This window comes from Streptomyces sp. NPDC001933, from assembly GCF_042890955.1.
Classification (GTDB): Bacteria; Actinomycetota; Actinomycetes; order Streptomycetales; family Streptomycetaceae; genus Streptomyces.
The window spans coordinates 49,592-75,103 of record NZ_JBIASS010000009.1; the positions used below are offsets into that span (position 1 = coordinate 49,592).

The window sequence follows — 25,512 nt, forward strand, 5'->3', positions numbered from 1 at the left end:
CGCATGCCGGCATATGCGGCACTGGCCGGAGTTGTCGTCGCAGCGACGGGATGCACAAGCGGTGCGCAGGACTCGGCTGGTGACGATATGCCGCGATCGCTGTCCTGAACACACCGCGGACACCCAGGGCTGCTCCCGCCGGGGTGGGTGACGCCCTGGACGTGATCGACACCCTGATCGCCCGCATTGCCGACGGCATGCAGGCTCCTATGTCATAGGCCGCCCGTAGCCTCGCGTCATGCAGACAACTCTGATGATCTACGACGGCACCGCACCGGCCGACTCCGACGTACCGCGTACCGGGGGCGTGCCGCTGGCTCCTGCAGGATTCACCTGGCCCATGTGCGGCTCCTACTGCGGAGGTCCGCTGCAGTTCTTCGCCCATCTCCCTGTCGAGGACGGCGTCCTGTCGGTATTTGTGTGCCAGAACGACCCCGGCGCATGTGAATCCTGGGACGCTGCTTCCGGCGCGAACCGGGTCTACCTGTTTCCCCGGGAGGGACTGCAGCCGGTAGCCGTGCCCGAGACCGGAGCGACGCTGCTGCCCGCCACCTCAGCCATCCGCACCCACGTCGTGACGCTCGATCCCGAAGAGAACGACGACCACGACGAACTCGCGCCTGACGCATACGACCTTGCCCGTTCGGGATGGAAGCGGGAACCCGGAGAACGATTCGGGAAGCAACGCGAAGTGCTCGGGTCACTCGGAGGCAGCCCCTCCTACCTCGAGGACGACCGACTGCCCGCATGCCCCTCCTGCACCGGCACAACGGAATTCGCGGCACATCTGGAGGAAGGGATCTCCACGCAGACCGCGATGAACCTCGGCGGCCAGCTGGGCTACGTCTTCGTCTGCCGCGCCTGCCGCGAAGGTGCCTTCCTCACAGACTGAGCACACCACACTTCAGCCGATGCTCCGTCAGCCGTCCACTGCTGCAGCGGCAGTGAGGATGTCCTGACGGATGTCCAGGAAAGCTTCTCGCCGGTGGGCCGCCAGCCGGGCCCACCGGGATCAGGCGCGGTGCGCTTGTCAGCAGGCAACTCCGGCCTTGCGCCATGCCACCAGGACGCTTGACGGCGACGTCGTCGTCCAAGGCGAGGACCTCGGCCGGTGGGTGAACGCGCAGCGGTTCGGGTGGGAGCAGCTGCTGCCGGTACAGCAGTGGATCCTGGAGAACACCCTCAAGGTCACGCCGGTCGGGGAAGAGGAGCGACCAGTAAAACGGACACAGGACACCATGTGGGCCCTCAATCTCGCGGCGGCACGGCAGTTCTACGCCCGTGAAGGCACCTGAAAGTCCCCCGCAAGCATGCCGAGCACCCTGGAGACGGAGGACGCGCTGTCAGGCCGTCAGGGCGGCGCTGACGGGACCGTGGTGGTCAGGCTCGGGACGTGGCTCGACAACGTCCGCAAACGCGCCGCGAAACTCCCCGAGCAGCGCCGGGCGGATCTCTGTCCCGTCCCATTTGATCTTGCCCGTGCCGCAGCTGTGACCAGGGGTGATGCAGAGAGGGGTGAGACAGATCTTCGGCGGAGTCTCAGCTGGTGTTGTCTCCCAGCAGCACTTCCACGGGGTTGTCTCACTTGATGTTGTCGGTCAGTCGTCTTCGACCGTTGTGCGTCGGCGGAAGGCGGCTTGACGGCAGCGCCCTGAGAAGTAGCGAGCGTCATGACGTCGGTCGGTGCCGGTCGTCCAGGTGACTCCGCACTCGCGGTTGCTGACCAGATCACCCCGTTACGGGCAGGCACTCGGTGAGCAGGTCGATGACGTCGCGCCAGGCTCGCTGCGCGTGTCGTGGGTGGTAGCCGACGCCGGGGACCGCGGGGTGGTCGACCGGCGGGTGGTGGAAGGCGTGCAAGGCTCCGCCGTAGATCACGAGGCGCCAGTCGACGCCCGCGGCCTGCATCTCGGCGGTGAACGCGTCCCGTTGCGCGGGCGACATGATCGGGTCTTCCGACCCGACCCCGGCCCACACCGGGCAGCGGATGCGTACCGTCTCGCCCGGTCGGCCCGTGGTGGTTGCGTTGACTGTCCCGATCGCGCGCAGGTTGACGCCGTCGCGCCCGAGTTCCAGCCCGATGGCGCCCCCGGTGCCGTAGCCGACGGCGGCGATCCGGTCGGGGTCGGTCCGCGGTTCGGTGCGCAACACGTCGAGCGCCGCATGGCCGATGCCCCGCATCCGGTCGGGATCAGCGAGCAGCGGCATGCAACGGGCCAGCATCTCCTCGGGGTCGCTCAGATAGCGCCCGCCGTGGATGTCGAAGGCCAGCGCTACGTATCCCAGCTCGGCGAGAGCATCGGCCCTGCGGCGCTCGACGTCGCTGAGCCCCGTGCCCTCGGGTCCGAGTAGCACCGCGGGCCGGCGGTCGACACCGGCCGGGAGCGCAAGGTGTCCGATCATCGTTAGGCCGTCGGCCGGGTACTCGACCGTGCGCGTCGTTATCGTCATGGGACTGGACCGTAGCGGTTGTCGAGCTCGGTCGGGCCGGTGTTCTCCGCTGGCAGAACAGCGCGGGTGTGCCTCTGAAATGCGGCGATGGTTCACAAGATCCCTCACAAACCCCGTTCCCGCAGCAACGTTATCGGATCACCTGCCCTGGGCACGGTGCTGGAGGTGGACCTGCCGGGTCTTCCGCCGGGGGACCGGCGCCTGCACGACGAACAAGTCGGATGCGAAGGGGGTTCGCGGAAGCGTTCGCTGAACTCGACGGCCAGTAGAGGGAGCCCCCGCGAGGACGTTGTCACGTTGGTGCGGTGTTGATCGATTGAGGGCGCGTCAGGGTGTGCAGGGGTCGGGTGGGGGCCTGGCTTACGCTGCGATGGGCTGGTCGGTGGCGCCGGTGATCTCGTCCCCGGATGGCGAAGCGGGTGGTCGTCTCGGTGCGGTATCGGGTGGCGGTCATCAGGTGGCGGCGTGGTCGGAAGTGCGGTGAGATGCCGCTGAACGCGGACAGGAACCGCTGGGCCCCGCCGGTACTGCGGAAGCCCTTCATCGCGTGTTCGCGCTGCCTCGTCGGCTGATGACTGTTCTCGGCCCGGTTGTTCAGACCCTTGTGGGCGCGGTTCTGCGGAGGGCATGATCTCGCGGTGGGCCGCGCCGTAGGAGCGGAGCTTGTCGGTGACGATCGCCCTCGGCACCCAGCAGGTCTTCTTGAGCAGTTTGTGGAAGAACCGCCTGGCCGCAGCGGTGCCCCGCCGGTCCCGGACCAAAATGTCGAGCACGTTACCGTCGGCGTCGACGGCCCGCCACAGGTACTTCAGCTCACCGTTGATCCTGAGGAAGACTGACTGCCCCTTCCGTCGGGCCGGGGAACGTTGCTCCGTATCGTTGACCCGCCAAGTCGGCTCAACTGTTCGGAGGCTTCGTGCGGGCCGAGGACCATGCCACGTGGGATCACATCTTTCCGGTCAGATACCTTCTGACCCGCCAGGATGCTGACCTTGAGAGTTACTTCTGGAGGCGGTGCGCCGATGCCGAGGGACTGTTCGCCGACCCGGTGCCGCCGCCACGTGAACTCCTGACTCTGCGCGGGTGCACGCCCGCAGGCCCATGGCACGATGTGCTCGCCTTTCCCGACGAGGCCACGCGGTCTTTGGGCAATCTGGACGTCGACATCTCAGATGAGAAGGGCCCCCAGTTCGCGTGGACCCTGGTGGACACGGTCGTCATCTCGCACTCGCCCAATGCGACCGATCCGGACCTCGTCGACGTCGTCGTCGGCACTGGCGTGATCGAACACAGCGAGGTCTGGCCCGGCGCCGGCCCTGGCACCATGCCTGCCGTTCCGTGCTTTGCAGTAGCAGAAGAGGACTACAGGGGCGGGCCTGTCGGCGAATGCCGCAGCATCGACGGTCTCGTCGCCCCGCGCAAGGTCCGCTCAGCCATCCCCTTGCAGCTCATTGGGTGCGAGCCCGGCGAGCCACTGCTCGCTGCCTTGCGCAACCCGCAAGCCTGGACCCAGGAGCGGGGGGTACTGGTGGCACTGGACCGGTTCGGGCGGGAAATGGGGTCCCACTGGGTCCGTCTGGAGATCGCCAAGGTCAGTCCGTCCGTGCTGGGCGGTTCCCTGGTCGACATCACGCTCGCCGACGGCGGGGACGACGATCGACCCTCGCTGGGTACCCGACGCATCTGGGAGACCTGGTACCAGGGCTTCCCAACGACGCCCAACCAGTGGGCCTCACTGGACACGCGGGGCCGAGCTGAGTGGCTCGACCTGATACGCCCTCATCCAGGCGGCGAGCCGGATCGCACCGGGGGAACCCATCACCTTGACGGACGATTCATCACCGACAAGCCCGGCCTCTATTGCGCGCTGGGCGAAGCACTCATCAGTCCCGGCCGCTGGTTCGGCCGAGGGCTCGACGATCTCAATGACTGCCTGGGCGGCCAACGCGGCGTCAGCGGGCCCTTCACCTTGATCTGGCACGACGCCGACATCGCTCGCCATACATTGAACTTCACCCTCGACCATGGCGGAAAGCTCACCTACTTCGAGGAAGTCCTGCAACTCCTCGAGAGCCGCGGCGTCACCGTTATCCTCCGGTGAATCCACCGACCACCCGGCGAAGCCAAGCCGCACCACTCTGATGGGACTGCTGAACCAGCCATACGAATACCGCGCGGGGACAGGTGTCCGTGGGCGGCCTGGTAGCCGAGGCGCCCCCCTTGTAGCGGAATCGGGGATCGACGCGATTGCCGCACACCATGCACTCGCACAGCCACTTGTTGCCGGCTCCGGGATACAGGCCGAGCGGCCACAGCCGACGGACCCCGATCATGTGACGACCCGCTTCAAGCGACTTCACTACTGCTCGATAAAGCCACCTTCCGCGTGCCGCACGGCGGCCCTGGCCCTCCGCCACGCACCCCCTGGACCACGGGCCGGCGAGCGCATTCCCGGTGCCCGAGTCCGGCTCAGTCGCACCGATCTTGTCGTCTGCCACGAGAACGCCAGTCGCTCTGCCACGGGAAGTGTCAGTGCCTCGTTCGGGGTGAGGGAGGGGGCGTCATGCTCCCCGCCCTCACGTACGAGTTGCCGGTTCCGTGGCTAAAGAAAGTGGACCATTCTCCGAGCCGCATTGCCCCGTCGATCGCCCAGGCGGTGGAGCGGCAGTCGCATGAGCGCGGGCACTCGGCCTCTGGGTGTTCCCGGAGCCGGTGGCCAACGGCCAGTCGACCCTTATCGTCCACTGCGTCGAAGGATGTATAGGGGGGTCGTCCGCGCGGACGACGCCCCTGACTGGTGGTCGGGCGAGCCTGGAAAGCACACGGGGTTGTCGATAGGAGTCGGCCCTCACCGTCACCAGGAGCGCTATGACCGAGCTACACCTACGACAACCCGCCCCCTTACCCGCGCCCACGGCCGCCGGGGCCATGGGCCGCGCGTTGGCTGGCGGCCTGATCATGGCGGTGGCGCTCGGTGTCGGCAACGGCCTCGGACCCGTACTGGCGAACGCCACCGGAGCCAGTGGCTTGGCCGCCCGGCTGATCGCTGCGGCCCTCGTCACCGTCGTGGCCGTGCCGTTCGTCCTGCGGTTGTCACACCCCCGGACGGTCGGCTTCGGCAGTCCGGGCGCGAGCCTACGGGCGTTCCTCACCGGCGTTGGGGTGACGGCCGCGGCAGCGGCGCTGGTCCTGGGCGCGGGCACGGCCGTGGGGTTACTCGTCTGGCAGCAGCTGGACCTCGTCACCCTGGTCGGCTTTCTCGTCACCAACGCCGTCGTCGCGTTCCTGCTTGAAGCCTTGCCCGAGGAGACGACGCTGCGCGGCTACACGTGGACATCGCTGCGCGGACGATTCGGGCCCGCACTGGCGGCGCTCGGCACCACGGCGGTCTTCCTTCTCGTACCGGGCACCTCGACGCTGGTGACGGTTGGCATCGCCCGGCTGGCCGGTGACGAGCCGGGCCACGTCGGCATAGTCCCGGAGGGGCAGCACCCGGTCGACTACCTCATCCTCCTGACGGTCTTCAGCCTGACCCTGATCGCCGCCCGTGCGGCCGTGTGTCACGCCCAGCTGTGGGCGGCGATCGGCACGCACCTGACCGTCCTGACCGTGAACCGCATCATGCTGCAGGGTGAGGCCCGCGACGCGGGCGTGACGGTGGAGCAGGCGTCCGATAACGCGGTGCTGCTCGTACCGCTGTACCTGGTGGCCGTCGCGATCGCATTCCTGGCGTGCCGCCGAGTCACACGTCGGCACACGCCGGGCGAAAGCGCGTGCTCGCCGACCGCGAACGACTACTCGGCAACGAACACCCCCGCACCCTGACCGCCCGCGCCAACCTCGCCGTCTCCTACTGACAGGCCGGGCGCACCAACGACGCCATCGAAGAGCACGTCCTTGCCGAACGCGAACGACTACTCGGCAACGAACACCCCGACACTTGTTCTGCTCGTGATGCTCTGTCCCGGTGGCGGTCGGCGGGGGGTGGTTCTGAGGAGCCTCCGTTGTAAACGGGGCCGTTCGGCTCGTGCAGGCTGGTGGCGCCATGCGGGAGGGTCCGTTCGATCCACCGGCGGCGGGCGGACGGCCGCGTTGGAGTCCGTGGCCGGGCCTCCAAATGTTCCGGCCGTGCCGCCTGGCTGGCGGACGTGGCCTACTTGTACCAGTAGCGGACGCCGCCATGGTGGCTGCAGGTGCCGCGGAACTTCGCCGCGCAGCTGGTGGTCCCGTCCTTGCATTCGGCGGTCGCGCCCGCCAGGTGCGCGCTGCCGGCCCTGCACACGCCGGTGGTGTGCGGTGCGCACGTGGTGGTCGCCTCGGCCTGGACGGCCGGGACGAGCTCTCACCCCGGACCGCGCCGGCGTGCGCACCCTGAGCCCGCCCCGGCCGGGCAACAACACACCCCCGGGCTACCGGATCAAGAACTGGGTCAAGGCCCGCAAGCGCGCCCAGGAGTCGGGGAACGAGCTGTAGGCGGGGCAGCGCAGAGCACCGTGCGGTCTGCGCAGCACCTTCTGTGACGCGATCCTCGCCGAACTCGGCACCGGAAGCGCCGACGACATCGCTCTCCTCGCCGTTCGCACCTCCGTGAACCTGAAACTGTCCCGTGGAGGCAGGGGTGTCGCGCCGAGGGAAATCCGACGGTCCGATGTAAATCTGGCCGACGACGCAGGACTGGAGCGGGTTCCGAAGCATCGGGATGTGCCGGGGCGCTCCGACCATGAGGGAGAGGCTATGGCGAGGTTGACAGTCGAGGGGACCGATATCGTCGTACACCTGTCCTGGCGGGAGAAGGCGCTGGCACACCACCGCAATGTGCGGGTTCCGGTGTCGGCGCTGCGCCAGGTTCATATCGAGCCCGACTGGTGGCGTGCGCTTCGTGGTGAGCATGATCGGGGCATCTGCATCCCCGGACAGGTGTGCGCGGGTGTCCGGCACCTACGGGAGGGTCAGGACTTCACGTTGGTGCGGGCTGGCACACAGGTGCTGTGTGTGGAATTCCACCGCAGCGCGCCGTTCAGCCGGCTGGCGATCTCCGTCCCCGATCCTGAGAAGGTGATGGGGACTCTCCTGCCGCTGGTCCCACGGGACCGGCTGGGATGAAAGCGGGCGGCCCCGCTTCCCGCTGCGTGGTGTCCTCGCCCCTGACCGGATGCAGCTGCCGGCCGTTCCCGAGGATGCTGCCGTTGGACGAGCAAGGTCTCCGAGGCGGTGGGCACGACAGTGATCTCTGCCGAGGCCTTGGTGGAACCTTTCACGCGCGTGGGGAGGAAGACTTCGCGGGAGTTCGAGCTCCAGGCGCTGGAATCCGGTTGATCAGATGACGCGGGGGACCGTCTCGTTGCGCTTGGTGGACCAGTTGGTGACGATGGGCTTGTCCACGGTGGCCATGTCGGGGAGTTCGAGCTCGGCAGGGTTGGGGTCGTCCTCGGTGGTGGCGATGATGACGTTCCCGAACTCCGTGCCGCCTTCGCCGTCGGTGGTCTTGGGGTTGATACCGGTGTAAGCGACGGCGGAGCCGGAGAGCTTGATGGGGTCTTCGCCGCCCTGTCCGACGGGGGAGGCAACGCCGTCGGCGTCGGAGCCGAAGGAGACGCTGGGGGTGTTGACGTCCAGGTAGCAGGTGATGCCGGACTTGGCCTTGGCGGTGACGAGGTAGTAGCTGACAGGCTGAGCCTCCCAGGTGACCGTGAAGTCCAGGTCGTTGGTGCCGCAGGACTGCCCGTAGCTGCTCTTCCCGCCGTCGCCGGAGTCGGTCTTGACGGCGGAGCCGCCGGAGTTGGAACCGCGGGAGCTGGAGCCGCCGGTGGAAGGGCTGTCGCTGGAGGAGCTGTCGCTCCCATCGCTACCGCCGGAGGCGACGGCGGAGGGGGCCGCGGAGCTGCCGGTGTCCGCGACGTCGTCGGGGTCGCAGGCGGTGGTGGCCGCGAGGGCCGTCACGGCCGCGGCAGCCAGGACGAGACGGGCGGAACGAGCGGCGAGACGCGAGCGCATCATGATCTCCAGCGGCTTTCGGTTGCGGTGTTTCCTGCTGACACCGACGACACTAGGGCCGCGTCGATCCTGAATTGATCCCGCGAGTGTGCAGGTTCTGTCTCAGCAATTCGGTTCCATGAAACGGCATTGGGTTTCACGAACCCAGCTCAAGCAGCCCGTACCTGACCACAAGTCAGGAACACCGGTCGGCGCCGGCAATCAGGAGACAACACCGCAATCACCGCCGCCACCAAGATGACTGGCGCCCCGGAGAAAGGCCTCCGCCGCCGTCGGCACCGCAAAGCTGGAGGCCGGCGGCAGCTACTCGTTCTTCTGCACCTTCCCCGGCCACATCTCGATGGAGAAGGGCAAGGTCATCGTGAAGTGACGACCTCCTACATGAGCGCCAGCGCCCTGAGGCGGATGCTGGACAGCGCACCCGACCGCCGCGAGCACCGCCCGGTTCCCTCACCCGGCACCCGGCGCCGGGCCCGCCCCGAGGGCGATACCTCAAGGGCACCACCAGAGACACCGACCGTGCCGCCCCTGGGCACCTCTGTGGCGGACCAAGGACCTCGTACCCCGCCGGTCCGCGAGCAGCGACGGCGAGCCGCCCCGGCTCCGACCCGACTCCTACCCCGGTGGCACTGTGCGATCAGCCGCTAGTGCGGCGCAGGAGGACGAGGTTTTCGGCGGCTTCCGCAACGCCTGCCGCAGCGGCCCGACCGTACCAGTGTTCCGCGCCCTTGAGGTCTCCCCGCTCGCGCAGAAGGTTTCCGAGGTTGAACATGGCATCCGAGTGCTGTGCCCCGGCTGCTTTGCGGTACCAGGTCTCCGCCGCCTCCAGGTCACCGCGCTCGTAGGCGAGGAGGCCCAGGGAGAATGCTCCGCCGGGGTGTCCGGCCTCGGCACTGGCTCGACTCCATCGCTCGTTCTCGGTCAGGTCGCCGCGTTCAGCCGCCAGGTAGGCGAGGTTGTACATGGCCAACGCGTCGCCTTCCTCGGCGGCGCGCAGCAGTTGTCCATGGCCGGCGTCGTCGCCTTGACCGATCAGGAACATGGCGTAGTCGTTGGCGGCTCCGGGCACTCCGGCCTCGACGGCGCGCCGGAAGTGGAGCGAGGCCTTCTCTGTGTCACCGAGTACCTGGTAGAGATCGGCAAGGCAGTAGGCCGCCAGATCGTCGCCCGCCTCCAATGCCTTCGTCCACCATGACAGCGCCTGGGGCGCGTCTCGCTTGAGCAGGCCCAGGTCGCCGAGTTCGAGCATGGCCCGTGCCTCCCCCCGTGCCGCTGCTGCGCGCAGCACCGGCACAGGCCGGTCAGGTGTGGGAACGGGCGGCTCAGCGGTCACCTCTCCCGTGAGCTGATGCACCTGCCGCCGCTCCAACCACTGGCGGCCTGCCCACAGGGAGACGACTAGAAGCAGACCCAGGTAAATCGGCCATCCCTGCATGTCGCGGCCCTTCCCCTCAGTAGTGGCTCCCGTGAGGCCACGCGCCGTTGCCCTCATGCTTCCCCTGTCCTGCGGATGGCATGTTCCGGCGCAGTATTCCGCGTCGGTGCGGCCGGTGACACCGTTCGGGGGCGTCACCAGGACGACGTCATCGAGGGCGGGAGTGAGGGGTTCGTGACCGGTGACCCACTTGATGCAGCACGCGGCCTTCGTGTCCGGCCGCGACCTCGACTGCACGGTCGCCGAGGACGGACCGTTCGACGAGGGCGCGCTGTACGGCCGTGGGCGCGGCGCCGGCCGAGGCGCTGACCGCGATCCACGCTTGTGGGGTGGTGCACCGCGACCTCAAGCCGGGCAACGTCATCATGTCCGACGACGGGCCCCGGGTCCTGGACTTCGGTATCGCCCGCGCCCTCCATGACACCCATCTCACCCACACCGGCAGCGTCATCGGCACGGCCGGCTTCCTCGCGCCTGAACGGATCGAGCAGGGCACCTCGGACCCGCCTGCGACGTGTTCGCCCTCGGCACTGTCCTGGTGCACGCGGCAGGCGGCAGCGCCTTCGGCGAGGGCCCGGCGATGAGCCTGCTCTACCGGGCCGTGCACGGCGAGCCGGACCTGTCGGCGGTGCCGGAGGGGCTGCGCGCGATGGTCGGCTCTTGTCTCGCCAAGGACCCGGCGGACCGGCCCACCGCGCCCGGTCTGCTCGCCGAACTGCGCGCCCACGCACCGGTACCGGTGCCAACACCGGACCCGGCCCCCGGCCCGTCCCCCGATCCCGCCCCGGCCGCGCCGCCGAAGGCCCCCACACCACCGGCCGCCGCCCCGAGGCCAGTGCCGGTGCCGCCCACCGCGGTGGCCCCGCCCGCTCACCAGCGTTGAACACCAACACTTTGTTCGGCCCGAACGGAAATGCCGTACCGCGCGCTCCTGCGCCTACCGGGCGGTCGGGCGCCGGTATGCCGACCACATCCAGAAATCCGCTCACCTGCCGCTGGCGGAGACCGGCCGCCGCCTGGGCCTGCGCCCCGCGCCCTGGTCGTCAACGGCCGCGTGATCAAGGTCAACCATCAGGCCCGTCTAGTGATGGGCAGGTGCGCTGCTTCTGCTGCACACCGCCGAGGAGGCGATGGCGCTTGTCATGGGCTCGGCGTCTGCATAGCGGTCGTCCCACACCGGTCTGGGGTCTGGGTGTATAGATCTGGCTCGCATGGGTAGGCACCAAGTGAGCACCGAATCGGAAGCCACTCGGACCGAGGAAACGCCCCGCCAAGGCACTCGGCGAGCGAGTCGTGACGAATTCTCTTCTCACGGCGCAGTGCGGCTCTTCGCGTCCGCGCCCGGCGCTTTCCGGAGGCGCGTACGTTCATTTCGCATAGACACTTTCTCTGGAGAACGCGCTCGTCTCAAGGTTCGCCCCAGGTGAGGCAAGGAGAGCAGGGGCCTGACTTCCGGCGGGTGAGGAGGACGTGATGGCCGGAATCCATGAAGAGCTGCCGGACGAAGGTCTCTCCGTTCCGGAGGACACCCAGATGACTGCCGGCGCCACACCGCCCGCTGAGTCAGGCGTTTCCGAACTCGGCCCCCCACAGGAAGCCCCCCGGAGGAGCTGGCGCCCGACACCCCTGACACCGGTCCTGGCGGTGTTTGTCCTGGTCCTGCTTCTGGTGGCGGCTCTGGCGATCTTCACGGCCGTGAGGTGAGGACACACCCCTGAGGAGACCGCACTGACCGGGGAGTGGCTGAGGGGGAGCAGCTGCTGCAGCACTGTGGCCGGGGCCGTCGTGGGCGCTCGGCGCGGCGTCGCCGTGGTTTTTTGAGCGGGTGCTTGAAAACGGAGCCCGCCGGGGACGGTTTCTCGTGGACGCGCATCAGGTGTAAAACTGGTGGCCGGCCACCTCCACTACTCTGGAACGTACCGAGACGGCGGAGGCACTGACGCTGTTCGCCGGCTGGGAGCCGGGCGTATACGACCGTCTGGACTGAACCGGGACCCACCGCGGCGCCTCGCCCGAGGAGGGACGGGGTCAGGTGGGGTTCAGCGGAGTAACGCCAGTACCCGCGTACAGCTCGGGCTCCGGAGACAGGACCGTGACCGGTCCCCCACCTTCACCGCGTGCCAGGCCGAGGCGCTTGGGATCGTTGCAGCGTTGCAGGCCATTAACCTGTCGGTATGTCAGAGCGTGTCATGCCCGGTCGCACGGACGGTCCGATCACCCTGGTTGCCGCGGACGCTCTGTGGGTCGATCTGACCGCCGACAGTGCTGTGCCGACGGCTTCTGGGGCATTCACCTGCTCTCCTGCTCGTGCCCAGGTGAGGTACGTCCTGCTCGGCAGCCATGTGGTGGCGACGGTGAGGGCGAGCAACGGTCAGTGGAGTGTTCCGGAGGTTGAGGTGCGCCGGGCGGCCGCGGAACTGAACGCGGTTGGGATGGACCGGCAGGACCTGGTCCGTATCGGTCCGTTTCGTGGGGCGCCGAGGCAGGAGTGCAACGAGGAAACGCCGCTGCGTTGGCGCCAGCGCATCATGAGGGAACTGCAGGAGCTGGGCGGCCCCGAGCGGGCAGCACGACGTGAAGCCGGCCGACTGTACCATCTGGCGGGGATCGACTGGCGGCAGGTACTCGTGGAGCAGACCCGCGACGGGACGCAGCGCACGTGGCGGCTGCCGCGCGCTGTGGTCAGGCTGCTGGACGCGGCCGAGCACGCCGAAACGCAATGGGCGCAAGCCGCGCGGACACGCCAGGCAAGCGCAGCCGTCACCGAGCCGCCCTCCCACCCCCGGCAGGCCCGAAACGACGGCAGCCGGCAGACGACGAGCCCCGAGGGCCCCGCCGCCTCACTGCGCCCGTACAACAAAGAGCTGGAAGGCCAGCTGTACTCGGTGCTCAGCAGGAAGCCCGGTACCTCCCGCAGGGTGGCTGAGTGGGTGTGCGCCGTCTGCCGCACTGCGCCCGCCACCGTGCTCGACCACTGCCACGAACACGGCTACGTCCGCGCCCCCGTCTGCCAGTCCTGCAACACACAGGAACGCCCCGACCACCTGTACAGCAACGACATCCGCGTGGCGAACCGCTACACACGCCTCTTCCACACCGACGCCGACGACTGGCTCCGCCACTGGCACCGCTGCCCCGGCTGCCGCGCACGCACCACCCTGCCCCTGCCTCACCTCGCCGCATGGACCGCCCACATAGCCTGCCGATCGCTGCGTCCGACCCACCGCGCCCCCCGCGGGCGCAAGCCCTGCGGTGTCCTGCGCGTGTCCTGGGCGGGCAGTCAGAACGCGCCCCGTTCCTGCCTGCTCACTGTCGCCGTCGACTTCTGTCCCTCCGGCGAGCACCGTGTCCTGGCGCGAGTCCGCTACCGCGAAGCCGCCGAGCGGTTTCGTGTCTGGTTGGCCGAGACGGCCCCTGCCGTGGCCGCCGCGGCCGGTCCTGACCGCCTGGACGGCCTCCCTGCCCAGTTCCGGCCAGTCATCGTGGACACCAGCGACGAGGGCCTGGCACTGTTCTGAGCGGGCACCGGGAGACCTGACACCCCACCGCCACCTCGAAGCTGCTGGCTCCCGACACGGTCACCCCGCACGCCCCGGCGAAATGCGCAGCAGAGTCCCGCGGCGCAGTGTGCGTCACAAGATCGGCGCGCTGCTTGTCCCAAGGGTGCCGGGAACGGGTCACTGCAACGGACCGTCGCGTTCTGCCCGATCAGCCTTCGCTGTCGGTTTGTTGATCGATACGGTGAGAGGTGATTGTCATCTCGGGGAGGGGAGCTGATGGATCTCGCAGACAGATATCAGGCTTTGGCGCGTGGTGCGCTGTTGGCTGCTGAGTCTGCCGAGGACGCCTACCGGCTGGGTGCCCTTGAACGCTTCCTCAAGCCATGGATCCGGGACCGACTGCACTCACTGGGTGGTCTGCTCGACAGTTGCGACACCAGACGCGAACTGGCCAAGGACACAAGGGCCTTCGCTGATCCTCTCGGTTCCTGCCCGTCGCTCTTCTAGCTTCGCTGTGGCTGCCATGGCTGCGCTGGTGCTGCCGCGCGTGATCCGAGACCGGTGTCCGGGAGGAGGCCCGCGCCGGAGAGGTCACCGACCTCGGCGAGGCGCGTGACGTCGCTGCCGAGATCAGCCGCATTCGCAGAGCCGTCGCCGGGGCAGGCATCCGTACCGTCGGCCGGGCCGTCCGGTGACCGACGACCGTTGGGTATGGGAGTACGCCTTCCATGCTGAGGACGAGGTCGGCTACCCGAAGGCTGTGCGCGACGAGGTGAAGGGCGTCGCCGACCAGATCGTCGAACTTGCCGGCATCGACCCGGCCGAACTCGGTGATTCCACCCCCGGCACGACTCGCCGCCACATGCTCGCCTTCGGCGGATGGTTCGAGACCCAGACGCTCCCCCGGACAAGGCCACGTCTCCTCGCCATGGTCCTGGTCGTACCACCGCTGCACCTGCACTGACTGCAGCCGCCACACCTGCGCCGGTGTTCCCCAGCTGCAGGTCCTACGCGTCGACCGCGGCCGGGTCGAGGGAGTCGACATCCTCCATGAAGCTCAGCATCCGGGCGTTGACCACGTCGGGATGGTCGATCTGCGGTCCGTGGCCCGTCGCGGCGATGATCTCGGCGCGGGCCCCGGGGATCAGGCGCGGCACCCGCTCCAATTGCCTTTGCGGGTGTACCAGAAGGCTGCGCTTGCCCATGACGACGTAGAGCGGGGTCCGGATGGAGCGCAGCGCGTCCTCGGCCAGCGGCAGCGGTGCGGGGCGGCGGATCCTGAAGGCCCGGGCGCCCACCTGGACCCACTTCCGCAACTCGGGAACGGCGATGACCGGCTGCTCCAGCCAGGAGGCGAGGCGGGGGCGCAGCGCCTTGGGGGCGAAGCTGGCGAAGAGGCTCACGAAGACCCAGGCGAAGAAGCGCAGGCCCACCTTCTCCAGGCCGCCGGGGTCGAGGGCGGTGACCGAGGCGAGCCGTCCGGGTCGGCGGTGCGCCTGATTGAGCACCAGCCAGCCGCCATATGAGGAGCCGACGAGGTGGACCCGGTCCAGGCCGAGCGCGTCGAGGGCCTCGTCCATCCACTGGGCGGCACGCTCGGGCTGCCACATGGGCTCGCGGTGGACGCTGCGCCCGGCGTCGCCAGGGGTGTCGAGCGCGTAGACGGGCCGTTCGCCGCTGAGCGCGGGGGTGTTGGGGTACCACATCGCCGAGCAGTAGCCCGCGCCGTGGATCAGGACGACCGGCGTACGGGATTCGGCGGCGGGGTCCGAGGGGCCGTACCGGTAGACGTGCGTGGTGCCGAAGCTCGTCTCGACGTCCGTCTCGGAACGAACGGGTGCGCCCATTGCGTAGAGGACGTCGCTGGCGGCGAAGTAGCGGTCGCGCAGGGTGTCGTTGACGTAGCGGCCGACGTCGCGGCGCACACGGGTCGTGTTCTCGGGCACGGGGCACCTCCGGGAAGATCCGTTCTTCGTAATACGACCGTACCATGATGGTGGTACGGCGGTACCATGAAGGCGTCCGGAGAGAGCGGACGGCGAACCCCACCACCGACGGGCGGAGACACCGGCTTATGCCAAAGCGCGTGGATCACGAGGAGCGGCGCACCCAGATCGCCGACGCGCTCATCCGGGTCGCGGGGCGGCGAGGACTGCACGCCGTCGGCATGCGCGACGTGGCCGCGGAGGCCGGAGTGTCACTCCGGCTCGTGCAGTACTACTTCGAGACCAAGGAGAAGCTGCTCTTCTACGGGGTCCAGCACCTGACCGATCGCTTCACCGCACGGGTGGGCACCCGCCTGGCTGCCGCCGGCCCGGACCCGGGCCCCCGCGCGACCATCGAGGCGATCCTCCTGGCGTCCCTCCCCACCGACGAGGAGAGCCGCACCTTTCACCTCCTCCACAGCTCCTACTCGATCCTGTCCGTGACCGATGAGGCGCTGGCTGCTCAGCCCTTCCTCGACAACCCCGACGCCGCGGAGAACGCCCTGACAGGCTTGCTCGAACAGGCCCAGGCATCAGGCCTGGCCGATCCCGGCGTCGACGCGCGCACGGAGGCGATCAGTCTGCTCGCAATGACGGCGACCATGGGCACCAGCATCCTCGTGGGCCAGCGGAGTCCGGAGTCGGCCATCGAGGTACTCGATCACCACCTGGACCGAATCTTCGTGACCGTCGAGACGCCGGCGGCTGGGGAGGGCCCAATCTGACGTGCCGTTGCGGCACTTGTGGCACGCGGACAGTGCGCGGCTCTGAAGGATTCAGGCAACACAGAAGGCCAAGGTCGCTGACCTGGGCCGCCTTCATTCAAGAGCGGATGACGGGAATCGAACCCGCTATAAAAGGTCGCTTTCTCCCAGTGTTTTATCCCGGGATCTGCTGTTTGGTCTGTGGTGTCGGGTCGCGCCAGGAGATGGTGGCTCCGCCGGTGAGGCGGCGGGCCATGAGGTCGGTCATGGCGAGGTGGATCATGGCTTCGGAGCGTGTGGGCAGGGTTTCGTAGTCGCGGGCCAGGCGACGGTGGAGCATGAGCCAGCCGTAGGTCCGCTCGACCGCCCATCGCTTCGGAATGGGGGTGAAGCCCCTGGTTCCGGGGGTGCGGGCGGTGATCTCCATGTCGATACCGAGTGCGGCTGCGTGTTCCACGAGGTGCCGGCGGTAGGTGCGAATAGCCCGATCTGACACTGAGTGTGGGCCGTGATTTGCTACCTGCGTTGCCAGTGCGCACCACACGTCTTCGGTACCGACCGCCTGCACTCCCTGCTGCAGGCGAAGCAGTCTCGACCAGGCCGGACGGGCGAGCAGCCTGACAGCGCAGCTGCCGTGCACGGGCGCTTCTACGGCACCCGAAGGAGCTGTCGCATCAGGTGGATGGATGTTCGACTGAAACCTTTCGCCCGGTACAGATTGGTGGCCCGTGTGTTCTCCCTGAACACTGTCAGAGCCATGTCGGTGTTCCCTGCGGACGCGGCATGATTTTCCGCCACCTGGAGCAGCACTCGCCCGTGCCCTCGTCCCTGGTGCTTCTTCTCGACCCCTACGTCGTGGACGAATCCCGTGCGGCCGTCCGCGCTCCTGCCGAGGCATAGGCGTCCGACGTGCTCGCCCTGATGGAAAAGGTCCTGAAGCTGGTAGGACCCCGCTGCTCCACCCAGTCGCGCGAGGGAAGTCAGGGCCTTCCGTGCGCTGGACTCTGCGTAGCCGCCGGGCAGTCCCAAGTCGCGCAGCACTGCCGCGTATCCGCGCAGGAACCCTCGCTCCCACGACTCCCGCCCGGCCTGCGACGTGCACACGGTCGCATAGCCCTCGCCGAGTTCCGGGTCGGCCCGGTTGCTCAGGCCGACCCGCTTGCCCAGGTCGTAGGCGAACTCCTTGTATCCGGCCCGCGACAGCATCGGGAGATCACCGAACCGGAAGGAAGGGAGCGTCAGGAGAACGTGACCGCATCCGGCGCTGAACAGCACTCGCTCCGCTGCGCGCACCGCCCGCAGGGCGAGACGGTGTTCGTGATCATTTTCCTCCACCTGGAACGAGTGGATCCTGCCGACGGGTGCTTCACCGCCCGTGGCCAGACGAAGGGATCCGACATCCCGTGCCCCCACTCGGACGACGTACTCCTCGACCGTCGGATCCACGCCTGGCGCACCCTCGGATGTCGCCTCCACAAGACGGAGATCTCCCGACCGCTCCATGTCCCTCCTTGGTTGCCGTCCCGAGCCGTATGCGATCGGTCAGGCCGCGGGATACCCCAACGCAGCCAGTAGTGCCTGCGCCTCCGAAAGTCCGGCTCGTGGCCCCTCGAGGGCGACCACACCGCCGGCGCTGACCACGACTTCGTCCACTCCGGCCGCCGCGTACTCAGCCACGCGGTCCTTCAGCTCGGTCGCGTCCCCGTACAGGAAGGCACCACCGTCGACGAGGGCCCTCGCCGCCTTCACCGGGTCCGCGTCCACGTCGGTGTCCATGCCGGCCTGCCTCAGCATGTCCCGGTAGTGGGGCAGACCGAGATGGGCCCGGTTTCCGGCCAGGACGAGTTCTTCCGCCGCACGACCGGCCTTATCAAGCGCGGCAGGCACCATTGCGACGACGCGCGGGACCGCACGACCGCGAGTGGCCGCCCCCTCTCGCAGCGCCGGCAAGATCACGTCACGGATGTATGCGGCAGGCGCCAGCCAGGTGATCGCGACATCGGCCATCTCTCCGGCAAGCCGCGCCATCCCGGGCCGGAGCACGCCCAGGCCCACCTCGACCCGGGGACGAGTGACCTTGGGGAGTCTGCCGTGAAAGGAGAAGTACTCGCCCGTGATGGCCACCTCTCCCCCGTCCAGCAGCCCTTTCAGGATGCTCACGTACTCCCGCACCGCCCCCAGCTGGCTTCGATAGGGCGCGCCCAGAAGCCTCTTCTGGAACGAGACGCTGCCGGGACCGTAGCCGGCGACGACCGGGTGCCCGGTCGCGGCGGCCACCGACTGGGCCTGGACAGCCGCGTCGTAAGGATGTCGCAGCGGCATCAGCGACACACCGATGCCCGCGGGAACCGGAAATCCGGCCGCCGCCGCGTGAATGAACGGATGGTGTGTGTCGCCGCTCAGTACCTGGCCGAGCCAGAGCGTGCGCCCGCCCCTCGACTGAGCGAGCGCGGCGTAGGGCAGGACGGCCTGCATCCGCGCGCCTCCGACGGGCATCATGAGCGCGATGTTGGGCATCATCGTATTCTTTTGCACATCAACTCCCATACGTACAAGAGAAATCCGGCCGCAATCACAGCGGAACGGACGGCGAGGAGAAGATGAACTTGGGCTTGACGCCCGGATCGTAGCCACCGCTCTTGACGACGACGAACTGGAACGCCACAGCATTCTCCCGCTCGCTCGCGGGGTACGACGCGATCTCGGCGCGGACGTACTCTCGAAGGATTCGGTACAGATGGTTCTCCGTGACCCCCTGGACACCTGCAGACGCGACGACTCCGCTCAACTTGCCGCAAACCATGAGAACGGACTTGACGTGCCGCCGCTGCGGGGACCACAGAACGGAGGTCCAGCCCCTCTCGTACGGTTGCGACGGCCGCTGCCACCCGCCGGTCGAGCGGTCGGCGCGCACGAGGCGGTAGAGCACGACGTAGTCGTGCTGTGCGGGGATGGGCGCGAAGAACCGCCAGTTCGGGATGAGGCCGAGACGGTCGAACCTCCGCAGCCCGTCGAACACCCGGTGGGGATGCTGGCTGAGGACCGTCGCGGTGAACCAGCCCGCGAGAGCGATCCGAACGGAACGGTCGAGAACACTGCGGCTCAACGGTCGGCCTCCGCCTCGTAGAGGTCATACAGAAAGCGTCTTGTCCCGTGGACGATCTTCTTCGCTCCTTCCTGGTACGGCACTGCTTCTCGCCTGATGTCGTCGAGGACCGTGGTGCCGGCAAAGTCGGGCAGGACCATGAGCTCCGCATGCATCTCCTGGTATGCGAGGCTCTCGGCGTTCCTGGGGCTCGACATGAGCAGGGACACGGGGACGGGGACCTTCGGGATCGTGGCTGGCTCGGCCAGTTCACGATGTGCGGCCCGCCATTCGCGTTCCGCCGCGGTCCAGGTCGAGGCCGCGCGGTACTGATCCAGGCAGAGCGACCTCACACGTCGGGGGACCTGCTCGATCCACGGGGGCGCCAGCAGCAGCGGGGAGAGGCCGGAGCGCAGAGACTGCGGCATCAGGGTGAAGCCGAACCCGGTTTGCTCGGAGAGCGATCGAAGCAGCTTCGACCGATGCAGCTCGCCGGGGTACCGGGGATCGATCACCACCACTCCGTCGACCAGCTGGGGCGCGTCCGCTGCGGCCCGCAGGGCGAGGAGCCCACCGAGTCCGTGGCCGACCAGCACCACGCGACAGCCCCCGCAAGTCACCCGCACTAGGTCCACGGTGTCCTTCACGAGCAGGTCGAGGGTGAACGCGACGGTGCTCCCGAGACGGCTCCTGCCATATCCGGCGCGGTTGGCCGCCAAGACCGAGAAGTCGTCACCGAGCGCGGCCTCGACCGCGCTCCATCGCTCCACGGTGTCGCCCAGATCCGGCAGAAGCACCACCACGGGATCCGTGGCGAGCGCCGGGCGAGGTGTACGCCGGAACCGATACGCGATGGTGTTGCCGCTGCCGGTGCGTACGAATCGCTCCGAACCGGTTCCCCACGCGACACGGCGGGCCGTCCGCCGCTGCGCGACCGCTCCTGCGAGCAGAGCAGTACCGAACACCCCGGCAATCAGGCGCGGCAGCGCGTCATCCCTGGTGTCCACGGAGTCCCTCCGCTGTGCCGATCATGTTCGGGCGCGTCACGTAGAGGACCGCGGGATAGGTGGAGCAGAAGGCCCACACGAAGCGCGAGAGCCCCATGACCCGGGCATTGACCAGGTGGAAGGAGCCGGAGACGGCCAGCATGAGAGGAGCCGTCCTCCCCTTCGCCATGAAGATCACGGGGAACGCACACTCGAACAACAGCACCCCGTGGCTCACGTACTTCGACAGCTCCGGGAAACGCTGCGTGAGCCTGTACGCTCCCTCGTCGCCGTAGATCTCGGTCCGGAGGATGCCAGGCAGCGCTTCGCCCGAACGCCAGCCCGGCCCGGCGAGCTTGGTGACGCCGGCGGCGAAGTACGACAGGGCCGACTGGAGTGCGATGAACCAAAGGCAGGTGTCGACCACCTTCGGCTGCCGCTCGCTCAGCCGGGCCACGGCAGCGACCCCCTGCACCGTGAAGGCCACCTGGTCGGATCCGTCCGTCCCGAAGTGCTGGCGAGGATTGACCACCAGGGAGGACAGGGCGAGGAAGGCCCCGGCGGCCGCTCTGGTCCGGCGCCCGGTCGACGGCACCACAAGCGTCGCCGCCGCAGCCACGCGGGCGATCTGAATCGACCGGCTCGCCCGCGGCCGGCCGACGAGGTCCAGGACCCGTTGTACCGGGGGAGGCGCCCACGCGAACTCCTCACGGACCAGGTCCCAGTCCACGAGGGGTGCGTTGCGCGTCCGGCGCTCGTTCGTCAGCGACTCGAGAGCTGCGACCAGGTGCGTGATCGCGCTGATCTGCTCGGTCGTCGTCAGTGCGCGTGCGCGGCCCGGCCGCGGCATTCGGAATCTCCCTGACCACCGCATGTCTGTTTTCCCTACCTGTTCCGATCGTCCGCCGGGCTGCTGTCAGGCCAGCAGGAGCGCCGCGTCCCACAGCGCTGCCTCGGTGCTTCCCGAGGCGTAGGCGTCCAGTGCCAGGACGACGCCGGTGGCGCCGTCGAGGAAACCCGGGAGCGCGAGCGTCGTCCGCCCGTCTTCGTCCGGGTATCCGAACCCGAAGGGTTCCCGTTCGTCGTAGAGCCGGAGAACCACATCAGCGATCTCGTCACGAACGCGGTTCACCTCCTCGGCACGTGGCCCCGTCGCGAAGAACTTGAGACAGTTGAGCGCACCGGCCCAGCCGTGGCAGAGCCCGGCGCTGCGCACCGGCCATCGGTTCAGCGGCACGCGGACCATGGATTCCACGGCCGAATGGGCCAGCAGGCGCAGTTCCTCCTGACCTGTCGCGTCCGCCGCGAGACGCAGCGCCGAGGCGATACCGAGACTGCCGTAACACCACGCCGTTCTTCCGCTCTCCTCGTCGCCGTCACCGGAGAGCCACGCGTCCCACGAGATGAAGTCGGGCCAGAAGACACCGTGCTCCCCCATCCGGGCACGATCCCGGTAGACGGCGGCCAGCATCTCTATTGTTTTCAGCTGACCGGGTACGGACACCCCCTGCTTGTGGGCGAGGGCCAGAAGTGCCAGCGGGCCGGCGATGCCGTGCGACATGCCAAGGTTCAGGTTGCCGGCGTGTGGCGAGGCGACGAGCCCACCGCGCGGTCTCGTCAACGTCCAGTAACCGGGGATGTGGTGGCCGTCGACGGAACGACTCGTTCCGAGAGCGACCAGTGCCTTCAGGACCGACACGAGGGTGTCCCGCATCGGGGCGCCCCTCAACAGGGCGTACCGGCCCACGCCCGCCAGACCGCTGATGGCGTCGAAGCGGGCCCGGTCGCCGATGGGATCGTGTTCGACGGAGGTGTACACCGCTGCCACGATGGAGCCCAGGGAAGCGTCGAGCCGCTGCAGGGCGCTTCCGTACCCACTGCCGCTCCCACGGCACAGAAGGAGCGACAACGCCAGACCGCTGACCCCGGAGTGAAGGCCGGGGTCACTGGCCGGACTGCGCTGCAACAACTGGACGGCCGCGGTGAAATGCCGGTGTGACACCCGGTCCATCCGCAGGCCGGCAGGTGCGCAGTCGCCGAAGAGGAGGGCCACGCCGGGCAGCCCGCTGCCCAGGCTCCGCATCTGTGCCTCCAGTTGCGCCGGGGTCGCGCCGTCGCCCAGCGAGTCCGTGAACGTCCTCATGACGGACGCGGGGTCAACGAGCCTGGCCGAGACGTCCTGGCAGACTCGGCGCACACGGCTGGTTCTGTCGGTCATCGGTGTCGCAGCCTTCGCGCCGCATGGCCGAGCAGGATGAGGCTCCGTTCCTCGTTCTCCGGGTTCACACCGACGAGACGGTTGTGCTGCATGTGGAGAAGGCTGGAGATGGCGTAGTTCTGCTGCTTCTCGGAGAACCGGGACGGATCCCACGAGATGCTCTCGCCGTAGCCGCGTGCAGCAGCGTTGTCTCCCCAGGCCCGTACCAGGTCGAGCGCCGGAAGGCGTTCGGTGACGCTTCGTGCGACGTCCTTTGCCGTCACGATCCGGCACACCTCGTCGATCTGGTCACGCCCGACGGCCCCGTCCCTGGACTTCATGAACCGTTCCGCCGCCCACGTGGTCCAGTCCACCCCGAGGGCCTCCAGCAGGGACGCGTAGTCGGCCACCAGGACAGTGTTCGCGGCGACATCGAGGGCCTGGCCACGGTTCAACAGACGGATCTGGTTGACGGCGACCTGACTGTCGACGCAGAAGATCCTCTCGACGAGCGACAGCGCCTCGGGCCCGCCGTAGCGCTCGGTCTCCGGCTCGTAGGACTCGGCACTGACACGGCGGAGGAGACCCTTGCGGATGAGTGCCCGCAGGTTTTCGTGCAGCCGCTCGTGCATCCGTCCCGTCGTCCTCGCGTCGGCGCTGTGCAGACGCAGGCGGATATGCGGCTCCGGATCGTTGAAACGGATGAAGAACCACTGGTCGGCCAGATCGGCCATCTCCCTTACCACTTGCGGCAAATGGCGCGCGATCAGCTCGTCATGGGTGTCGAGGTCGGCGTACAGCCGTACATACGCCCAGTCGCCGCCGAGATCGTGGTGCACGGGTTCGATCACTGCCGGCGGGTGCGGAGGCCGGGGATCTTCCGTGCCGGCCCTCCCGCGCAGCGGAACCACGATCTCGTTGGACCGGCCCTGGAGCCAGCCGAAGTTCTCCTCGCCCGTGCCCGGCCCCTCCACCAGGGTGATCCCGCCCTTGAGCAGGTCGCGACGGAGTATCTCGCGGTGGAAGGCGTCGTCGAGGTCCAGCGCGTAGACGCGGTCCTGGTCCACGACGCCCACCCGTCGGTCGACGCGTGACGCCTCTCGCCACCGCGGGACCGCCTCGTGCCAGGCCGAAGGGTCCCCTGCGGCCTGGCGCAAGGCAGGGGTTGCACGCCAGGTCTTGGGAAAGGCGACGACCTTGCCGATACGGACGCGCGGCAGCATGGGCAGCGCGTCGTACCCCTTCCAGTTCCATTCGCGCCAGGCCTTCCGGCCGCTCGTGTAGCGCAGTTCGCTGAGGAACCTCGCCAGGTTCGGCGCGCCCCCCTGCAGCGCGAGCATGTGCGGGACGAAGGGATGCACCTCCGTGTCCTCACGCGGCCAGTGGAGGCGAAGCCTCGTTCCGTCGGAGTGGACGACGAGTTCTCGCCAGTCGATGGGACGGCCGCCGTCCTCCCGGTCGACGAAGGTGCCGATGGGGAGGGTGAAGGGGACGAGGCGCGGCGTGCGCATCACGTTGCGGGCGCGCATCGAGGTCGGCTCGAAGAAGACCTGCGCGTGAATACCGGAGGAGTGGCCGGACGGGTAGAGCGCGGCAAGCCGGTCCACACTGCCGGTCAGTTCCGCGAACCGCCCCATGGTGGCGCCCATGACACGCGCGCCCACCAGCGGTGACGAGACCAGCTCGAAGTCACCGGCGTTCAGGGCGTCGGTGTCCCGGGCCCTTAGCTGGAAGCAGAGATCCATGTCGTACGGGGGTGCCTGTGTGCTGTCCGCGAGCAGTTCCACATCGGACTCGTCCAGGACGACCTCTCCGTCCGGATGCGTCAGTCCGCTGTGCAGCAGCACGGCCACGTGTTCCTCGCGCCGCGCCTGGCGGAGCTCGTCCTTCGTGCCCGTGACGTCGAGGAAGACCCGGGAGTTGACGAGAGGGTGGCGGTAGCCGGTGGGGAAGCCCAGACCTCGGTGCGAGTCGATGAGCTGTTCGAGCCGGACCGCCCCGTACTTTCCGTAGCGGTCCATGAACGCGTAGAAGTACGACACCATGTGCGGGTGCGAGGGCTCGTCAGGGGTGATGCGCCACATCGAGGACGCGTACGACTCGATCTCCGCGAGCACGCCGGGTGGGACAGCGGCCCGGATCCCCAGGTCCAAGTCCACCTGGATGGCACCCTTGGTCGTCTCGGCAAGACCTTTGGCCGTACGGGAGGCTGCCCTGAGCTCCTCGATCCCTTCCGCCGAGTCCGGGCGCTCCTCGTAACGCCGCAGGCGGGTACGGAGCTCCCGCATCGTGTCGGACTCCGGACAGGTACCGTCGTGCGGCAGCTCGTCGAGGCGGTCGGAGCGCAGCGAGGTGAGCAGGACACCGTTCTGCACGAGCCCGAGGAGGTAGCGGTCGACCTGCTCGGCCGGGGTATCGAGCAGGGTGTCGGCCAGCCGGTCGACCAGCTCCGCGTACCGGATCGGCTTCGCCGCCGTCTCACGGACGGTGGCCAGGAGCGGGGTCATGCGGATGCTCGCCTGGCCGCTGCCCTTCTCCCCCGTGCCGTCCGGGGCTTTCGTGCTGGGCAGCACGAGCCTGTCCCCGCGGACGTAGCCGAGGTTGGTGACGACGACAGTGAGCGCGTGACGCACGCTCGGGTACGTCAGCAGGGTCCGCGCCACCTCGGAGAACCATGCCTCGTCGAACCGTGCTCTCACACGGCGCTCCGTGTGCTCCACGCGCGCGGTGCCCGCCGTCTCCAGTACGGAGACTCCGGCGTGCAGGCCGAAAGGTGTTGGCCGGCCGGCTATGCGCAGGGCGTACTTGGTGAGCGATACGGCCATCTTCATCAAGCGCTTCCGCGGCAGTTCCGCGCCCTCGAGCAGCCGTTCCAGCGTCTTGTCGAGAGACGGGCTCGACACCGCCACGGCGTCACGGAGGCGTCGGTCCGATGCCAGGAGCCGGATCTGCGCCAGGAGATCCAAGTCGCAAAAGTCGTACGTTTCGCTCGCCGGAGGCGAGGGAATTTCGGCCGGGCTTTGAGAAGTGGCCACCGCACGAAGCATCAGCGGTTCCCGTGACGTGAAGTAACCCGCCTTCATCCCCTGCCTCCATAAGAACGAGCCGCCAGGCCCGTGAAAGGAGGACTGAGCCTCTTTTCACAGGCCTGGCATTTCCGAATATCCCTCACGGG

Annotated in this window: 25 protein-coding genes and 2 pseudogenes; 13 read left to right on the forward strand and 14 right to left on the reverse strand. The window is 68.3% G+C overall.

What is annotated here, in order from left to right:
• Positions 1–238: 238 nt before the first annotated feature.
• A complete protein-coding gene (locus tag ACFYY7_RS22400) occupies positions 239–892 on the forward strand; it encodes a hypothetical protein (protein WP_388663821.1) in 654 nt (217 codons plus the stop codon).
• A gap of 157 nt (positions 893–1,049) precedes the next feature.
• Positions 1,050–1,295, forward strand: coding sequence for a hypothetical protein (locus ACFYY7_RS22405; RefSeq protein WP_388663823.1), 246 nt, complete (start codon positions 1,050–1,052; stop codon positions 1,293–1,295).
• 433 nt (positions 1,296–1,728) lie between these two features.
• On the opposite strand, the gene ACFYY7_RS22410 is transcribed toward ACFYY7_RS22405, so the two are convergent.
• Positions 1,729–2,451, reverse strand: a complete 723-nt coding sequence (locus tag ACFYY7_RS22410; protein WP_388663825.1) for a dienelactone hydrolase family protein — start codon at positions 2,449–2,451, stop codon at positions 1,729–1,731.
• A 466-nt stretch (positions 2,452–2,917) separates the two neighbouring features.
• Positions 2,918–3,287, reverse strand: a pseudogene (locus ACFYY7_RS22415) (transposase); the annotation flags it as partial.
• An 80-nt stretch (positions 3,288–3,367) separates the two neighbouring features.
• Between ACFYY7_RS22415 and ACFYY7_RS22420 the strand changes: the two are divergent.
• The gene (locus tag ACFYY7_RS22420) at positions 3,368–4,552 is read left to right on the forward strand and encodes a barstar family protein (RefSeq protein ID WP_388663827.1); all 1,185 of its coding nucleotides are present in this window, start codon (positions 3,368–3,370) and stop codon (positions 4,550–4,552) included.
• 767 nt (positions 4,553–5,319) lie between these two features.
• Positions 5,320–6,276, forward strand: coding sequence for a type II CAAX prenyl endopeptidase Rce1 family protein (locus ACFYY7_RS22425; RefSeq protein ID WP_388663828.1), 957 nt, complete (start codon positions 5,320–5,322; stop codon positions 6,274–6,276).
• A gap of 328 nt (positions 6,277–6,604) precedes the next feature.
• On the opposite strand, the gene ACFYY7_RS22430 is transcribed toward ACFYY7_RS22425, so the two are convergent.
• Positions 6,605–6,733 (reverse strand): DUF3761 domain-containing protein, encoded by a 129-nt coding sequence (locus ACFYY7_RS22430; protein WP_388663829.1) that lies wholly within the window; start codon positions 6,731–6,733, stop codon positions 6,605–6,607.
• A gap of 452 nt (positions 6,734–7,185) precedes the next feature.
• On the opposite strand from ACFYY7_RS22430, the gene ACFYY7_RS22435 reads away from it, so the two are divergent.
• A complete protein-coding gene (locus ACFYY7_RS22435; protein WP_388663831.1) occupies positions 7,186–7,554 on the forward strand; it encodes a hypothetical protein in 369 nt (122 codons plus the stop codon).
• Between the two features lie 213 nt (positions 7,555–7,767).
• On the opposite strand, the gene ACFYY7_RS22440 is transcribed toward ACFYY7_RS22435, so the two are convergent.
• Entirely contained in the window at positions 7,768–8,445 is a 678-nt protein-coding gene (locus ACFYY7_RS22440; RefSeq protein ID WP_388664207.1) for a hypothetical protein, read from the reverse strand.
• Between the two features lie 286 nt (positions 8,446–8,731).
• On the opposite strand from ACFYY7_RS22440, the gene ACFYY7_RS22445 reads away from it, so the two are divergent.
• A complete protein-coding gene (locus tag ACFYY7_RS22445) occupies positions 8,732–8,815 on the forward strand; it encodes a hypothetical protein (protein ID WP_388664209.1) in 84 nt (27 codons plus the stop codon).
• A 267-nt stretch (positions 8,816–9,082) separates the two neighbouring features.
• Here the strand turns inward: ACFYY7_RS22445 and ACFYY7_RS22450 are convergent, their stop codons facing one another.
• Complete coding sequence (locus ACFYY7_RS22450) at positions 9,083–9,694, reverse strand: tetratricopeptide repeat protein (protein WP_388663833.1); 612 nt, start codon at positions 9,692–9,694, stop codon at positions 9,083–9,085.
• 467 nt (positions 9,695–10,161) lie between these two features.
• On the opposite strand from ACFYY7_RS22450, the gene ACFYY7_RS22455 reads away from it, so the two are divergent.
• From ACFYY7_RS22455 to ACFYY7_RS22480, 6 genes are all read left to right on the forward strand, one after another.
• Entirely contained in the window at positions 10,162–10,464 is a 303-nt protein-coding gene (locus ACFYY7_RS22455) for a protein kinase (RefSeq protein ID WP_388663835.1), read from the forward strand.
• A complete protein-coding gene (locus ACFYY7_RS22460) occupies positions 10,419–10,763 on the forward strand; it encodes a hypothetical protein (RefSeq protein ID WP_388663837.1) in 345 nt (114 codons plus the stop codon). Before ACFYY7_RS22455 ends, ACFYY7_RS22460 begins: the two co-directional genes overlap by 46 nt.
• Positions 10,764–11,353: 590 nt before the next feature.
• A complete protein-coding gene (locus ACFYY7_RS22465) occupies positions 11,354–11,584 on the forward strand; it encodes a DUF6480 family protein (RefSeq protein ID WP_388663839.1) in 231 nt (76 codons plus the stop codon).
• A gap of 470 nt (positions 11,585–12,054) precedes the next feature.
• The gene (locus ACFYY7_RS22470) at positions 12,055–13,398 is read left to right on the forward strand and encodes an endonuclease domain-containing protein (protein WP_388663841.1); all 1,344 of its coding nucleotides are present in this window, start codon (positions 12,055–12,057) and stop codon (positions 13,396–13,398) included.
• Between the two features lie 258 nt (positions 13,399–13,656).
• Entirely contained in the window at positions 13,657–13,887 is a 231-nt protein-coding gene (locus ACFYY7_RS22475) for a hypothetical protein (protein ID WP_388663843.1), read from the forward strand.
• Between the two features lie 184 nt (positions 13,888–14,071).
• Positions 14,072–14,344, forward strand: a complete 273-nt coding sequence (locus ACFYY7_RS22480; protein ID WP_388663845.1) for a hypothetical protein — start codon at positions 14,072–14,074, stop codon at positions 14,342–14,344.
• A 43-nt stretch (positions 14,345–14,387) separates the two neighbouring features.
• On the opposite strand, the gene ACFYY7_RS22485 is transcribed toward ACFYY7_RS22480, so the two are convergent.
• Positions 14,388–15,326, reverse strand: coding sequence for an alpha/beta fold hydrolase (locus ACFYY7_RS22485; RefSeq protein ID WP_388663847.1), 939 nt, complete (start codon positions 15,324–15,326; stop codon positions 14,388–14,390).
• A 128-nt stretch (positions 15,327–15,454) separates the two neighbouring features.
• On the opposite strand from ACFYY7_RS22485, the gene ACFYY7_RS22490 reads away from it, so the two are divergent.
• Positions 15,455–16,090: a TetR/AcrR family transcriptional regulator gene (locus ACFYY7_RS22490; RefSeq protein WP_388663849.1), complete on the forward strand. Its 636-nt coding sequence runs from the start codon at positions 15,455–15,457 to the stop codon at positions 16,088–16,090.
• Positions 16,091–16,244: 154 nt separating this feature from the next.
• On the opposite strand, the pseudogene ACFYY7_RS22495 reads toward ACFYY7_RS22490, so the two are convergent.
• The 8 genes and pseudogenes from ACFYY7_RS22495 to ACFYY7_RS22530 form a co-directional block, all read right to left on the reverse strand.
• Positions 16,245–16,541: pseudogene (locus ACFYY7_RS22495) on the reverse strand (transposase); the annotation flags it as partial.
• A 176-nt stretch (positions 16,542–16,717) separates the two neighbouring features.
• Positions 16,718–17,404, reverse strand: a complete 687-nt coding sequence (locus tag ACFYY7_RS22500; RefSeq protein WP_388663851.1) for a GNAT family N-acetyltransferase — start codon at positions 17,402–17,404, stop codon at positions 16,718–16,720.
• A gap of 207 nt (positions 17,405–17,611) precedes the next feature.
• Entirely contained in the window at positions 17,612–18,586 is a 975-nt protein-coding gene (locus ACFYY7_RS22505; RefSeq protein ID WP_388663853.1) for an LLM class flavin-dependent oxidoreductase, read from the reverse strand.
• Positions 18,587–18,641: 55 nt separating this feature from the next.
• Complete coding sequence (locus tag ACFYY7_RS22510) at positions 18,642–19,175, reverse strand: hypothetical protein (protein ID WP_376631077.1); 534 nt, start codon at positions 19,173–19,175, stop codon at positions 18,642–18,644.
• Positions 19,172–20,161 (reverse strand): alpha/beta fold hydrolase, encoded by a 990-nt coding sequence (locus ACFYY7_RS22515; RefSeq protein WP_388663854.1) that lies wholly within the window; start codon positions 20,159–20,161, stop codon positions 19,172–19,174. Before ACFYY7_RS22515 ends, ACFYY7_RS22510 begins: the two co-directional genes overlap by 4 nt.
• Complete coding sequence (locus ACFYY7_RS22520; protein ID WP_351264509.1) at positions 20,145–20,990, reverse strand: HTTM domain-containing protein; 846 nt, start codon at positions 20,988–20,990, stop codon at positions 20,145–20,147. Before ACFYY7_RS22520 ends, ACFYY7_RS22515 begins: the two co-directional genes overlap by 17 nt.
• Positions 20,991–21,056: 66 nt before the next feature.
• A complete protein-coding gene (locus ACFYY7_RS22525) occupies positions 21,057–22,358 on the reverse strand; it encodes a lanthionine synthetase C family protein (RefSeq protein ID WP_388663856.1) in 1,302 nt (433 codons plus the stop codon).
• A complete protein-coding gene (locus ACFYY7_RS22530; RefSeq protein WP_388663858.1) occupies positions 22,355–25,420 on the reverse strand; it encodes a lantibiotic dehydratase in 3,066 nt (1,021 codons plus the stop codon). Before ACFYY7_RS22530 ends, ACFYY7_RS22525 begins: the two co-directional genes overlap by 4 nt.
• Positions 25,421–25,512 lie beyond the last annotated feature (92 nt).

Bases quoted from the DNA above. Each gene is read 5' to 3' on its own strand.
- ACFYY7_RS22400 (WP_388663821.1), top strand. From the start codon at position 239: ATGCAGACAACTCTGATGATCTACGACGGCACCGCACCGGCCGACTCC.
- ACFYY7_RS22410 (WP_388663825.1), bottom strand. From the start codon at position 2,451: ATGACGATAACGACGCGCACGGTCGAGTACCCGGCCGACGGCCTAACG.
- ACFYY7_RS22425 (WP_388663828.1), top strand. From the start codon at position 5,320: ATGACCGAGCTACACCTACGACAACCCGCCCCCTTACCCGCGCCCACG.
- ACFYY7_RS22435 (WP_388663831.1), top strand. From the start codon at position 7,186: ATGGCGAGGTTGACAGTCGAGGGGACCGATATCGTCGTACACCTGTCC.
- ACFYY7_RS22440 (WP_388664207.1), bottom strand. From the start codon at position 8,445: ATGCGCTCGCGTCTCGCCGCTCGTTCCGCCCGTCTCGTCCTGGCTGCC.
- ACFYY7_RS22450 (WP_388663833.1), bottom strand. From the start codon at position 9,694: ATGCTCGAACTCGGCGACCTGGGCCTGCTCAAGCGAGACGCGCCCCAG.
- ACFYY7_RS22465 (WP_388663839.1), top strand. From the start codon at position 11,354: ATGGCCGGAATCCATGAAGAGCTGCCGGACGAAGGTCTCTCCGTTCCG.
- ACFYY7_RS22470 (WP_388663841.1), top strand. From the start codon at position 12,055: ATGTCAGAGCGTGTCATGCCCGGTCGCACGGACGGTCCGATCACCCTG.
- ACFYY7_RS22475 (WP_388663843.1), top strand. From the start codon at position 13,657: ATGGATCTCGCAGACAGATATCAGGCTTTGGCGCGTGGTGCGCTGTTG.
- ACFYY7_RS22490 (WP_388663849.1), top strand. From the start codon at position 15,455: ATGCCAAAGCGCGTGGATCACGAGGAGCGGCGCACCCAGATCGCCGAC.
- ACFYY7_RS22505 (WP_388663853.1), bottom strand. From the start codon at position 18,586: ATGCCCAACATCGCGCTCATGATGCCCGTCGGAGGCGCGCGGATGCAG.
- ACFYY7_RS22520 (WP_351264509.1), bottom strand. From the start codon at position 20,990: ATGCCGCGGCCGGGCCGCGCACGCGCACTGACGACGACCGAGCAGATC.
- ACFYY7_RS22525 (WP_388663856.1), bottom strand. From the start codon at position 22,358: ATGACCGACAGAACCAGCCGTGTGCGCCGAGTCTGCCAGGACGTCTCG.
- ACFYY7_RS22530 (WP_388663858.1), bottom strand. From the start codon at position 25,420: ATGAAGGCGGGTTACTTCACGTCACGGGAACCGCTGATGCTTCGTGCG.